General features: G+C 56.4%; 13 protein-coding genes. 11 read left to right on the top strand and 2 right to left on the bottom strand.

Annotation, left to right across the window (positions count from 1 at the left end):
- The first annotated feature begins 10 nt into the window (after positions 1–10).
- The 9 genes from yhbY (at position 11) to FD37_RS11955 (ending at position 6565) form a co-directional block, all read left to right on the top strand.
- Entirely contained in the window at positions 11–319 is a 309-nt protein-coding gene (gene yhbY / locus FD37_RS11990; RefSeq protein WP_082605200.1) for a ribosome assembly RNA-binding protein YhbY, read from the top strand.
- Between the two features lie 60 nt (positions 320–379).
- Complete coding sequence (locus FD37_RS11985; protein ID WP_225351213.1) at positions 380–967, top strand: nicotinate-nucleotide adenylyltransferase; 588 nt, start codon at positions 380–382, stop codon at positions 965–967.
- The gene (yqeK, locus tag FD37_RS11980; RefSeq protein WP_147007678.1) at positions 957–1565 is read left to right on the top strand and encodes a bis(5'-nucleosyl)-tetraphosphatase (symmetrical) YqeK; all 609 of its coding nucleotides are present in this window, start codon (positions 957–959) and stop codon (positions 1563–1565) included. The genes FD37_RS11985 and yqeK overlap by 11 nt, the downstream gene beginning before the upstream one ends.
- Positions 1566–1579: 14 nt before the next feature.
- Positions 1580–1942, top strand: a complete 363-nt coding sequence (gene rsfS, locus FD37_RS11975; protein ID WP_045806755.1) for a ribosome silencing factor — start codon at positions 1580–1582, stop codon at positions 1940–1942.
- The gene (locus FD37_RS11970) at positions 1939–2682 is read left to right on the top strand and encodes a class I SAM-dependent DNA methyltransferase (protein WP_056965432.1); all 744 of its coding nucleotides are present in this window, start codon (positions 1939–1941) and stop codon (positions 2680–2682) included. The genes rsfS and FD37_RS11970 overlap by 4 nt, the downstream gene beginning before the upstream one ends.
- A 2-nt stretch (positions 2683–2684) precedes the next feature.
- Positions 2685–3854, top strand: coding sequence for a nucleotidyltransferase (locus FD37_RS11965; RefSeq protein ID WP_056965431.1), 1170 nt, complete (start codon positions 2685–2687; stop codon positions 3852–3854).
- Between the two features lie 53 nt (positions 3855–3907).
- Entirely contained in the window at positions 3908–4462 is a 555-nt protein-coding gene (locus FD37_RS11960; RefSeq protein WP_056965430.1) for a DUF177 domain-containing protein, read from the top strand.
- Between the two features lie 64 nt (positions 4463–4526).
- Entirely contained in the window at positions 4527–4715 is a 189-nt protein-coding gene (rpmF, locus tag FD37_RS12680) for a 50S ribosomal protein L32 (protein WP_082605199.1), read from the top strand.
- A gap of 155 nt (positions 4716–4870) precedes the next feature.
- Positions 4871–6565, top strand: a complete 1695-nt coding sequence (locus FD37_RS11955; protein WP_056965429.1) for an ATP-binding cassette domain-containing protein — start codon at positions 4871–4873, stop codon at positions 6563–6565.
- Between the two features lie 108 nt (positions 6566–6673).
- Here FD37_RS11955 and FD37_RS11950 read toward each other — a convergent pair whose 3' ends face one another.
- The gene (locus FD37_RS11950; RefSeq protein ID WP_056965428.1) at positions 6674–7414 is read right to left on the bottom strand and encodes an SDR family oxidoreductase; all 741 of its coding nucleotides are present in this window, start codon (positions 7412–7414) and stop codon (positions 6674–6676) included.
- A 640-nt stretch (positions 7415–8054) separates the two neighbouring features.
- Positions 8055–9071, bottom strand: coding sequence for an alcohol dehydrogenase AdhP (adhP, locus tag FD37_RS11945; protein WP_045806750.1), 1017 nt, complete (start codon positions 9069–9071; stop codon positions 8055–8057).
- 405 nt (positions 9072–9476) lie between these two features.
- Here adhP and FD37_RS11940 point away from each other — a divergent pair, with 405 nt between their 5' ends.
- Together FD37_RS11940 and FD37_RS11935 are read left to right on the top strand one after the other, a co-directional pair.
- Entirely contained in the window at positions 9477–10163 is a 687-nt protein-coding gene (locus FD37_RS11940; RefSeq protein WP_045806749.1) for a response regulator transcription factor, read from the top strand.
- Complete coding sequence (locus tag FD37_RS11935; protein ID WP_225436300.1) at positions 10160–11812, top strand: HAMP domain-containing sensor histidine kinase; 1653 nt, start codon at positions 10160–10162, stop codon at positions 11810–11812. Before FD37_RS11940 ends, FD37_RS11935 begins: the two co-directional genes overlap by 4 nt.
- Positions 11813–11978: the final 166 nt, after the last annotated feature.

The raw sequence follows: 11978 nt of genomic DNA, 5'->3' as shown, positions 1-11978 counted from the left end.
GGAAAATAATTTGTTACGAGGCAAACAAAAACGTTACTTACGGGCACAAGCCCACAACATGCGGCCTATCTTCTCCGTGGGGAAGAACGGGTTAACGCACACTTGGTTGGACCAGCTGACCGGTGCTTTGGAAAAGCGGGAGCTGATCAAGATCAACCTGCAGCAAAGCGCTGAGGCGACGGTCGCTGAAACCAAGGACTTTATCGAAGACAACACCGACATTCAGGTCGTACAAACGATTGGACGGGTCTTGGTCCTCTATCGGCCGGCCACGGACACCGAAAATCAACGATTCTCAACGGTGGTTGAAGACATGTAGGGAGGTTCAGCAGTCGTGGTAAAGATCTTAGAACGCACGAGTACGAAGGTCGCTACGGAGATGGCGGCCACGGCCAAGAAACGCCGAGTCGGCATTCTTGGGGGAACTTTTAATCCGCCCCACCTGGGACACTTGGTGATTGCGGATCAGGTTGCAACCCAGTTGGGCTTGGATCAAGTCTTGTTCATGCCGGACGCGGAGCCGCCGCACGTGGATCGCAAGTTGACGATCCCGGCGAAGGACCGTGTGGCGATGGTCAAGGCAGCGATTGCGGATAACCCGCGGTTTGCGTTGGAATTAACCGAGGTGACGCGGGGTGGCCGCAGCTACAGCTACGATACGATGCTGCAGTTGACCCAACAGCACCCCGAGAATCAATATTACTTCATCATTGGTGGCGACATGGTGGCGTATTTGCCGAAATGGTACCGGATCAACGACCTCATCAAGTTGGTGCAGTTCGTCGGCGTTTGTCGGCAGGGCTACAGCCACGAGTCGCCGTATCCGGTCCTCTGGGTCGACGTGCCCCAGATCGGGATCAGTTCCACGCTGGTCCGGGAACAGGTTCGCCGCGGGCAATCCGTGCGCTACCTGGTGCCGACAATGGTCGATTTATATATAAAGGAGCATCTGTTATATCGTGACTGAGATCAACTATACCCAACACTGGTTCCCCGGCACGCGCGATGAGCTGTTGGCGCAGATCAGTCAACAGCTGAAGCCTAAGCGCTTCGCCCACGTACAACGGGTCGAGCACACGGCCATGGCGCTGGCACGGGCCAACGACGTGGACGTTGAACAGGCCAGCGTGGCGGGATTGGTCCACGATTACGCCAAGCAACGGCCCGCTGAAGACTTTGAGGCGGCCATTCGGGCGTACGACATGGATCCCGACCTGTTAAATTACGGCAACGCGATTTGGCACGGGGTCGTCGGGGCCGAATTCGTGAAGCGCGAGCTCAAGATTACCGATGAGGACATCTTGAACGCCGTGCGGCACCACACGACCGGGGCGGTCTACATGACGAAGTTGGAACAGATCGTGTACATGGCCGATTACATCGAGCCGGCCCGGGATTTTCCCGGTGTGGAACAGGCCCGAAAGTTAACGGAACAGGAACTGGGCTTGGGCGTGGCCTTTCAGGCGAAGCACACGCTTCAGTACCTGGTGGCCAAGGATAAGCCGGTCTACCCGAAGTCGATTATGACGTATAACGCTTGGATTCAACGTTATCCAACAGTTTGAGAGGAGCTCACAATTTGGAAAGCAAAGCATTATTAGAAATCGCGGTCAAGGCCGCCGAAAGCAAGCGGGCCGAAGAGATCACCGCTTTAGACATGCAAAAGGTCAGCCTGATGGCGGATTACTTCCTGATCATGGAAGCCAATTCAAGTCGGCAGGTCAAGGCGATTGCCGATGAGATCATCGACAAGATGGCCGAAAACGACGTTGCGATTCGCGACGTCGAAGGAAAGGATGGCGCCAACTGGATCTTGATCGACCTGGGTGACGTCGTGGTCCACGTCTTCCAGAAAGAACAACGGGCCCACTACAACCTTGAAAAGCTCTGGTCCGACGCGCCAACCGTCGACCTGAGCCAATGGGTCGAAGCCGAAGCATGATTTATCAATCCTTCGCCCAGTTATACGACGATTTATTCGATCCAGCCATGTACGACCAATGGCTGGATTTTGTCGCTTCCCGTGTCGCTCCCACCGATGGGCCCTTGTTGGATCTGGCCTGTGGGAGTGGCCGGTTAGGCGTCCAGTTAGCCGAACGGGGTTACGACGTGAGTGGCCTGGACCTTTCCGAGGAGATGCTGGCCTTAGCGGCTAAGCACGCGGAGAACGCCCAGGTGACCTTCCCACTGTTTGCCGGGGACATGTTGGACCTGAGTGCCATTGACCGGTACCAGACCATCACCTGCTTTGCTGACTCCTTCTGCTACCTGCCGGACCTGGCGACGGTCACGGCGGCCTTCAAGCAGGTGCACGACCACTTGAACGTGGGCGGACAATTCCTGTTTGACGTGATCACGCCGCATCAGACCGATGACGTCTATCCGGGCTACATGTATAACTATGTCGATAACGACCGGGCCTTTCTGTGGACCAGCTACGGGATCGAAGACGAACCGCACGCCGTGGACCACGACCTGACGTTTTTCATTCACGATACGGAAGACCAGAACTACCACAAGGTGACGGAACTGCACCACGAGCGGACCTATCCGTTGGCGGATTACCGGCAGGCGCTGCAAGAGGCCGGTCTCACGCTGAAACGGGTGAGTGCCGACTTTGGTGCGGCCGAGGTCGCACCCGACACGACCCGGTGGTTCTTTGAGGTCACGCGGGAGGCGTAGCCATGACGTTAGCAGCAGCCGGCATTATTGCCGAATATAATCCCTTTCATAATGGCCACGCCTATCAGGTGCGCCGGGTGCGGGAACTGACCGGCGCCGACGTGGTGGTGGCCGCGATGAGCGGCAACTGGGTCCAGCGCGGGGAGCCCGCGTTACTGGACAAGTGGCAACGGGCGGCGGCCGCCGTCGCGGGCGGGGTCGACCTGGTGGTGGAACTGCCGACCAGCAGTGCCCTGCAACCGGCGCACCTCTTTGCGGCGGGCGGTGTGCAGCTACTAGCCGCCGCCGGGTGTCGGTGGTTGGCGTTTGGGACCGAACATCCGGATCTCGATTACGACCGGTTGATGGCCCACCTGCCTAGCGACCCGATGACCTTTAAACGCTTTGATCAGACCTATGCCAGCCTGTTTCAGGGGTACCTGCAGTCCCAGACCGGCATCACGTTGAACGCCGCTAACGACATCCTGGGCTTCTTCTACGCGCTGGCGAACCGACGGCAGGGTGACCCGTTGACGCTGCTGCCCCTGCAGCGAAAGGGGAGCCAGCATAACGATGCGACGATCGCCGCGACGGGCCAATTTGCCAGCGCCACCGCGATTCGAACGGCGGCCCTGGCCGGGGATTGGGCGCAGCTAGCGGCCGTGGTGCCGGCGACGACCCTGGAGCGGCTCCAGCGCGATCAGTTGACCGCGTGGGCCGACTTTTGGCCGTTGCTGCGGTACCAGCTGGTCAGTAGCGACGTGGCGGACCTGCATCAGCTGTATCAGCTGAGCGAGGGCATCGAATACCGCCTGAAAAGGGCCGCGCTGCCGGCCGCGACGTTCGCCGGCTTTATGCACGCCGTCAAGACCAAACGGTACACGTACACCCGCTTGCAGCGCCAGGCCACCGCGGTCCTGCTACAGGCCAAGCCGGCCGAGATGCTGACGGGGCCCCGTTACCTGCGGGTCCTGGGGTACAACGCCACCGGCCGCGCGTATCTGCACCAGATTAAAAAATCGGTCGGCCTGCCGTTGGTGAGTCGGGCCGACCGCGATTGGCAGCGGGGCGTGGGCGCTCTGGACGACCGCGCGGGGGCCGTGCGCACGCTGATCACGGGAATTGACCAGGATTATGGCCGAATTCCCGTGATGTTCCCGGATTCTGCCAGACTATCAAGGAAATTACCTTGACATCATTTCGCTTGACAGGTATAATTTATCACGTTGCATTGGAGGGAATAACGATGAAATGGTCGTTGACCGAGTTACGCAAGAACCATCGCAGCGAGCCGTTACAGTTTGATCAGACGCTTGAGTTGAAGGCGGATCTGATGGAACGTTACGGTGATGAGGTCTTAGATCTCAGTCCCGTTCAGGTAAAGGGCCTTGTGTCCGTTGTCGGTGAGGGGGACGTCGTCGTGGTGGCCCAGGTCAAGGCGGACCTAACCGTTCCGTCGAGCCGGTCATTAGCACCGGTTGACTTACCCGTCGATTTTAAGATGACGGAGTACTACGTATCGGATCCTGCCGCGACACAACGGTTTGAGAAGACCGATGTCGTGATGGTGATCACGGACGACGTTATCGATTTCGATAAGGCCGTGGGTGATAACATCATCCTGCAGATTCCGATGCACATTCTGTCCGACGCTGAAAAGCAAGGAGCCGCGATGCCGGAAGGCCAAGATTGGCAAGTCGTCAAGGAAGCGGACCTCGCAAAGGTCGAGGCGGAACATCAAACAGTTGATCCACGTCTTGCAAAGTTAAAAGACTTCTTCCCTGATCAGGATGATAAGTAGTCACTTTGTAAGCCTTAAAAATTTTTTCACTAGTGGATAATTTTAATTAAAGGAGGTGTTTTCTTTGGCTGTACCAGCACGGAAAACGTCTAAGACGAAAAAGCGTATGCGTCGGGGTCACATTAAGTTGAATGTCCCTGGTTTGACGCCATGCCCAAACTGTGGAGAACTTCGTAAGTCTCACATGGTTTGCCCTAGCTGTGGCTTCTACGATGGCCGTCAGGTCGTTGCAAAGGAAACTGCAAACAACTAACCTTAAATAAAAAACTCCCATGAAGTCCGCGGCTTCTGGGAGTTTTTTTGTGCCGTCTGTTCATCGGCCGCCCGACCAGACGGCCCTTGTGTCAAAGTAAGTATAAGATTAAAATATTATTAAACTATTTTAATCTTATGCTGGAGGTTCACAACATGGTCAATCGAAAATTTTGGGGGCTTGCCCGGGGGTCCGTGTTCGTCCTAGCCATCGTTATTCCGCTGGCGGCGGCCGTGGAAATCGCGGTCTCGACGTTATTACAGCTGATCACGGATACGGCCACGGGCAAGAGCCACTGGCCGTATGGCTGGTTGGTGGCGTTGGTCGCGGGGTATATCGTGGTGGACGCCCTGATGGCCTTCGTGCGGGCCTATCTGGAACAGGTCACCCTGAACCGAATCGTGACGGGCGTCCGGGAGCGTCTGTTAGCGGCGCTGTTCCGGCAACCCACCGGCGTGACGCACGACGAACAGAGGACCACGACCGGGTACTATAACGAGATGACGGCGACGCTAGCTATTTTTCGGTCGGATTACCTGCAGGGAAGTGTGAACGCCTACGCTCAACTGTGGCAGTTTGGCATTGCACTGGGCGTCTCGGTGATGATCAAACCCGTTTTGAGCCTGCTGATCGTCCTGCTGTGCCTGCCGGGGCTGGGGCTGCCGTTTCTGCAGCGGCGCCGGCTAAAGGACAATAAACAGCAGGTTTTGACGCAGACACAGGCGGTGACGCGGCAGTTGCAGGACGCAACGCAGGGGTTGCGGACCATTCAGCTGTTTAACGTGCAAGCGCGGTTACAGGCCCTGTTCCGCCAGCAGAGTCGGCGGCTGTTGCGGGCGCAGGATCAGGACCAGCGGACGCGAAAGGCGGTCGGGGGCGTGAGCCAATTCCTGGATAACCTCCTGTACCTGGGGACTTGGATTAGCGGCGTCTACTTCGTGATGAATCGAACCATCACGCTGGGGCAACTCGTGGCGTTCTCACAGCTGATGATCTTCATCAGCGAACCGATTCAGTCGGCCGCCGGGCTCCTCAGCGACGTGGTGGGGGGCCGAACGGCGGCCGCGTTGTTGCGGCAACGGTTAGCGGCCGCCCCGGAGAAACTGGCGCTTGCCCAGTTGGGGACCGTGCGTCAGGTGGCCTACCAAAATGTGACGTTGACCGTGGCCGATCGGGCGGTGTTACGCCAAGTGACCCTCACGTTGCGAGCCGGGCAGCGGTCCCTGATCGTGGGGCCAAGCGGCAGTGGCAAGTCGACGTTACTGACCCTCCCGCTTTCGGGGGAGACCCCCATCACCGGAACACTGCGGGTCAACGGCCGTTCGGTCACGGATTACGCGTCGAGCGACCTAGCCGCCCACATTGGGGTCCTCACGCAGGACAGCCTGATTTTTGATACCACCATCGCGAATAATCTGACGCTATTTGACCCGGCAATTTCCCCGGAGCGACTAATGGCGGTCCTGCGACGCGTGGGGTTGACGGCGTACGCGACACCGGCCGGACTTCAGCAACGGGTGAGCCGGCAGGGCCACGTCCTGTCTGGTGGGGAACGGCATCGGTTGGCCTTGGCACGGGTCTTGCTGCACTCGGGCGAGTGGACGATCCTCGACGAGCCCTTGACGGGACTGGACCCGCAAACCGCGCGAGACATGGGCCGCGTGATTGCGGATGATTTTCCTGGCGGGTGGGCCGTGGTGACTCACCAGTATGACCCAGCCCTGTTTGCGGCGGCCGACCAGGTCGTGGTGTTGGCGCACGGACGCGTAGTCGCGGCCGGAAGCGTGACGGCCCCAGCGATTCAGGACTGGTTGCACCGGTTGAAATTAATTGAAGAACCTGCGGGATAGCAGAAACGGACCGGAGACACACGTCTCGGGTCCGTTTTTGAAGCCTTTTCAAGGTTGGGCGAAACGGCCCCAATTAGCGTGGGTCGCCGAATCGTAGGTCTTATGGCGTTAATTCTGTTGGACCGTGGGGCGCAACAAGATTTCGTCGATGCCCACGTCCTCGGGCTGGTCGATGGCGTAGAGCACCGCGTTGGCCACGTCTTCGGGACGTAATCCGATGGCAGCCTCGCGTTGGCGGACGGCCTGTTGGAGCCCGGTGTTGCCCACGGACTGCCAGAGATTGGTGGTGACGTTTCCGGGAGAGATCATGGTCGAACGAATCATGTGGGGGCCTTCCTCCTGCCGCAGAGCATCCATGATGGCCCGTAAGGCGAACTTGGTACCGGCGTAGACCGCGGCGTTCGGGTTGATCACGTGGCCCGCGTTGGAGTCGGTCGCGATGAATTGGCCGAACCCTTGCCGTTTCATGATGGGCAGGGCCGCGGCGATGCCGTAAAGGACCCCCATGACGTTGACCTGAAAGGCGGCCTCCCAGTCGGCGACCCGGCCCTCACTGAGCGGTGAGTTGGGCATGATGCCCGCGTTGTTGTAGACGACGTCGAGCCGGCCATAGTGGGCGTGAGCGGCGGTGATAAACGCCTTGACCGACGTTTCCTGGGTGACGTCCACCGGTTGACTGGCGATGGTCCCGCCCGCGGCTTGAACGGTCGTGACCAGGTCCTGCAAGGGCTGGGCGTGTCGCGCCCCGACAAAGAGCCGGGCCCCGTGATCCGCTAACTTCTTCGCCGTGGCGGCGCCGATTCCCGACGAGGCCCCGGTAATGACGACGACTTTTCCCTTAACACTCATGTTAAAATCTCCTTTAGGTCGGTGGTAGCACACTTTAGGGGGTGAGGGGACCTCTGTGGTTTGGTTAGGTGGGGGAGCGTGTTAATACACAAGATAGATAGAGGAAGGGCAGCTAAAAGATAGCGTGGATAGTTATGAAACTAGCATTACAAACATTTTCTCCAGTTAAATATAGTGTGGTGAATATATTGTTTGGATTGAGATGGTTGGTGATTATATGAATCAGAAAAATACTTCAAATTTTCGTATAAATAAAATTGGGGGTATTGATAAAGCAATTTTTTCGAAGTCTATTGATAAAGTGATTGTTAACGTGTCTTTGTGCTAAGGATAGTTATGGGAAGAATGACAGGTAGCGTAATAAATGTAGGAAATCTCAGCTTTCCTGTATTTTTACGTCACCTGTCATTTTCGCTTTTGGGGGTTATCACGAGGCGGTTATAAAATGTAGGTTTTGGACGGTCAACCACGATAAACTTACATTTATAACCGTCCTTGACATACACAAGCAAGACGTTAACCGATGAAAAAAGTAAGACTCGTCATATTTGGGAGGGGGAGGAGCTTGTTTTTGAAATAATGTGAAAAAAATCCCGATCAGCCGCAGCCAACCGGGATCACTTCTTTAATTAAGGGACGCTTACTTGGTGAAGTCGACGACCATCCGGCCAACGATCTTGTTAGCTTTCATTTCGTCGATAATGTCGTTCACTTCGTCCAGACGACGCGTCTTGACGATTGGGTGAACCTTGCCTTCAGCACCGAATTGGAACGTTTCGGCTAAGTCTTGGCGCGTGCCGACCAGAGAACCTTGAACGGAGATACCATCCAGGACAGTCTTGGCGATGTTCAACTCCATGTTCCCTTGTGGCAAGGCAACGGCGACTAACTTCCCGTCTGGGCGCAAAGCGTTCACGGATTGGGTGAAGGCTTCCGCCGTTACGGCCGTGACTTGGGCGTTGTTGACCCCGCCGACCTTCTTTTGAATCTGTTCGGCCACGTCACCGTCGTGCCGGTTGATCAGCACTTCAGCACCGTTTTCCTTGGCAGCTTCCAGCTTGTCAGGGTTCCCATCGACGGCAACCACGTGGGCCCCGAAGACGTTGTGGGCGTATTGAACGGCCAGGTTACCTAAACCACCGGCACCCACGACTTCGACCCATTGGCCAGGCTTGGTCTCGCCGACCTTCAAGGCCTTGTACATCGTGACACCCGCACAGGTCAGAGACGTTGCTTCAACGGGATCCAATCCATCTGGCACCTTAACGGCGTAGTTGGCGTCCACGATGCATTCTTCCGCCATGGCCCCGTCAACGGTGAATCCGGAGTTCAGGACGTTACGGCAAAGCGTTTCCCGGCCGGTCAGGCAGTATTCACAGTGGCCACAGCCCTTGAAGAACCAAGCGATGGAGACCCGGTCGCCGATCTTTAAGTTCTTAACGTCGTCGGCGACTTGGATAACCTTGCCGACCCCTTCATGACCGATGATCCGGCCGGGTTGCTTCCCGAAGTCACCAGCGGCCACGTGCAGGTCGGTGTGACAGAGTCCACAGTATTCCATCTTCACTAAGGCTTCCCCGTGGGTGATTGGGCGAAGCGTTACATCCTTAATATCAACATATCCATCAACTGAGTCGCGAATTACAGCAGCTTTCATGAAAAGAACCCCTTTTCTTATTTATCTACAACGCTCAGTATACTTAAAAATTTCACAAATACAAGTGAATTCTTACACAAAATCAAAAATAATCTTTTTTGTAATCGGATTAAAGGGTGATGTTAGCGCTTAACGGCGCAGTTGCAGGCCTCCTTACAATGTGAAAGTAACCACTAGTTAATTTTTCATTAAGCACAACCGCTAAGTATGCAACCGGTTGTTTGCATGTGGCGGCTGACTTTTTCGGGAGACCATCATTAATCCGCAACGAGGTGAGGCAAAAGCCGCACAAGGGGGATGAAATATGATAAAATTAAATATTGGAATGAACTACGGGTGCCAGTGGCACCGCACGGCTGGTGCCGAACGAGCACAGCTAAATCGCCCTAGAGGAGTTAAAGAGTAATGAGTCGAATTTTAATTATTGAAGACGAAAAAAACCTGGCTCGCTTCGTTGAGCTGGAATTAAAGCACGAAGGCTACGAAACCAACGTTCAATTTAACGGTCGGACCGGACTAGAGGCGGCGTTGTCCCAGGACTTCGACGTGATCTTGCTGGACCTGATGCTGCCCGAACTGAACGGTATCGAGGTCGCACGGCGGGTTCGTGAGGTCAAGAGCACGCCCATCATCATGATGACGGCGCGGGATTCCGTGATCGACCGGGTCTCCGGACTGGACCACGGGGCTGACGACTACATCGTCAAGCCGTTTGCCATCGAAGAATTGTTGGCACGGGTGCGGGCCTTGCTGCGGCGGATCCACCTGGAAGGTGAACAGAAGAGTACCAAGCAGACGACCGTGAAGTTCAAGGACCTCACGATTGAAAAGGAAAACCGGATCGTGCGGCGGGGCGACGAAGTCATCAACCTGACCAAGCGGGAGTACGAACTCCTGTTGGCCCTGATGGAAAACGTCAACGTGGTCTTGGCCCGGGACGTCCTCTTGACCAAGGTCTGGGGATACGAGTCCGAGGTCGAGACCAACGTGGTCGACGTTTACGTCCGGTACCTGCGGAATAAAATTGATGTGCCCGGCCAGAAGAGTTACATTCAGACGGTACGAGGCACGGGGTACGTGATGCGGTCGTGAGAACTTCCCAATCCAGCCTGACGGAAACGCCGGAAGCGACCGGGAAACGTCCCTTTCGCTTTTCTTTAAAGTGGAAATGGACGTTGTCCACGGCCGGAGCCGTGCTGGTCATCTTTACGGTGATCACACTCCTGATTTTTAATAGCTTCATGACGGTCCTCCTCCAACAGGAGCGGACCCATGTGGGCGATACGTTAAACGTTGTCGTCGAAAAATTAAACAGCCAGAAGCGGGAACTGACCGGACAGACCGTGGCGAGCCTGTTGCGGCCCCAATCCGTACCGATTGCGAACAAGCAGACGAAGACCCACACCGCACCGTACAGTAACGCGGTGGTGACCAGTCTGGCGCGGGACAGCCAAACCGTTACCATCTACGATAAGGCGGGCAACCTCCTCTTTAATAGCCGGGAAACGCCGGTGACGCCGTTTCACCGCGTCTACCAACAGCGCATCGTGACCCAGCAGACCAAGCGGGGGACCGGCTTGATCGGCCGGTCGCCGATTCGTGCTAAGCAGGGCAACCAGATCATCGGGTACGTGCAGGTCGTGGATAACCTGCAGGATTACCACGAGACACAGGAACGCTTACTACAGGTCGTTATTGTCTTGGGACTGATGGCGGCACTTGCCGCGGCCGTCCTGAGCTACATTCTGGCCTCGTTCCTGCTTCGCCCAATGGACGCCATCCGGGACACCATCCACGCGGTCAGGGACGACCCGCAGACCGATCAGCGGGTCCCGGTCTCGAAGCGTAACGACGAGTTGGGCGATCTGACCAAGCTACTCAACGATATGATCGATACCACGCAGCGCTACATCGACCAGCAACAGCAGTTCGTCGAGGACGTTTCCCACGAGCTGCGGACGCCGGTGGCGATTATCCAGGGTCACATGGAGATGCTGGATCGCTGGGGCAAGGACGATCCCGAGGTCTTGAACGAGTCGATTCAGGTTTCATTGCAGGAGACCAAGCGGATGAAGAGTCTGGTGCAAGAGATGTTGGACCTGCAACGGGCCGAACAGATCGAGGTGACCTTCACCAACGAGGTCACCGACGTCACCGAGGTGGTCACTCAGGTCTACGACAACTTCAAGATGATTCATCCGGACTTCGTCTTTATCCTGGATGACGACGTGCATCAGTCGATTCAGGCGCAGATCTACCGGAACCATCTGGAACAGATCCTGATCATCCTCCTGGATAACGCCGTGAAGTACTCGACCACCCGTAAGGAGGTCCACCTGACCTACGAACGGGATTCACGGAACGTGGAGATCGCGGTCCAAGACTTCGGGGAAGGGATTTCCCAAACCAACCGCGACCGGGTCTTCAACCGGTTCTACCGGGTCGATAAGGCCCGTTCACGTACCAAGGGCGGTAACGGCCTCGGGTTAGCCATTGCCAAACGGTTGATTGAGGGCTATCACGGGTCCATCACCATCGAAAGCGCGGTGGGCCACGGCTCCGTCTTCCGCATCTCGTTGCCGATTCTTTCCGACCAGACCGCCAAGCGGTTGACCGAAAAGAAGGAGCTGGTCCAAGCGGCCAATAACGATGTTCCGGGCATCATCCACTCGAACCTGATGGAAGATGATTCGGGGGAAGATCCGACCCCGAAGGATCAACCAGAGGATTCACCAAAATAAGTCAAAAAAGCGTCGCGGCGCCGTCTCACTTCTGAGGCGGGGAGGCCGGGGCGTTTTTAGTGACTTATTTTTGTCTTTTTTCGGTTGGGCGAGTGGTCCGGCAAGCGGCGGTCCCCGCGACAGTGTACACTAATAACCATGATAGTAGGCAATTATCTGGAAGGAG

The organism is Levilactobacillus spicheri DSM 15429, assembly GCF_001435095.1.
Lineage (GTDB): Bacteria > Bacillota > Bacilli > Lactobacillales > Lactobacillaceae > Levilactobacillus > Levilactobacillus spicheri.
The sequence above is the reverse complement of the archived record's forward strand: the minus strand, read 5'-3'. Positions and strand labels throughout refer to the sequence as shown.